Raw genomic sequence first — 920 nt, forward strand, 5'->3', positions numbered from 1 at the left:
AAATGCACCTTCTGATACAGAAATCAGGTTTATTACCTTTGGCGCAGAGGAGAACGGATTATTAGGCTCCAAGCATTATGCACAAAGCCTTACGAAAGATGAGATTAACAGAACGGTAGCGATGTTTAATATGGATATGGTGGGCAGCAAAAATGCCGGCGAATTTGCCATGTTTACGTACGATGGAAAACCAAATACAGTCACGACATTAGGAAATTCAGCAGGAACAAGGCTTTATGATGCCATTCCTTATAATCAAATTGGAAGAAGTGACCACCAGCCATTCACAGAAGTAGGTATTCCTGCCGCGGTGTTTACGTATGCTCCATTGGAGCCGGAATACCATACGGCAAAGGATACAATTGAGCTGATCAGTAAGGAAAAATTGTTAAAGACGGCTCAAGTGCTCGGTGCAGCAGTCTATCAAGCAGCCCGTCCGGACACACCGGCACTGGAAAGGTCCAATGTAGCACCTGTACCGGTTGAGGCAGAATATGATGAGGATTTACATTTATAATTCTTTTTTCTAATTTACTAGAACCACAGGATAGAATAGTTTTCCTAATAAAAAAGACAAGAGACATCCATATTAAACGATGTCTCTTGTCCTTCTATTTAGCTACTTTTTTAATTTACTGGACTCTATCGTCAATCTCAAATCGCTTTAGCTATTTCGCATTAACGAGATAATATAAAAACCAAACGGCATGATTTTGTTCATCTGCTGCCGCTCGGCGAAAGGCCTCTTTAATACTTGGGTTCGTTACTTCATCTGCAATTCCCAAATAAAAAATCAACTGTTTCCTGTTCATCTTTTAAAAAGAATTCCAATCCGTCGATATACTATTCTCGACACTCTTCACTGACGACCTGTTAAATCGGCATAAATCTATAGCTGCTTTTATATAAGCGACTAATCC

1 protein-coding gene and 1 pseudogene are annotated in these 920 nt (G+C 40.0%); one reads left to right on the forward strand and one right to left on the reverse strand.

Going from position 1 to position 920, the window contains the following annotated elements:
• The coding region (locus tag AC1DUW_RS30620; protein ID WP_477644421.1) for a M28 family peptidase at positions 1-517 on the forward strand (517 nt) is incomplete at its 5' end.
• A gap of 151 nt (positions 518-668) precedes the next feature.
• Here AC1DUW_RS30620 and AC1DUW_RS30625 read toward each other — a convergent pair.
• Positions 669-843: pseudogene (locus AC1DUW_RS30625) on the reverse strand (ferritin family protein); the annotation flags it as partial.
• Positions 844-920: the final 77 nt, after the last annotated feature.

This window comes from Peribacillus sp. P4_C12 (genome assembly GCF_056402095.1).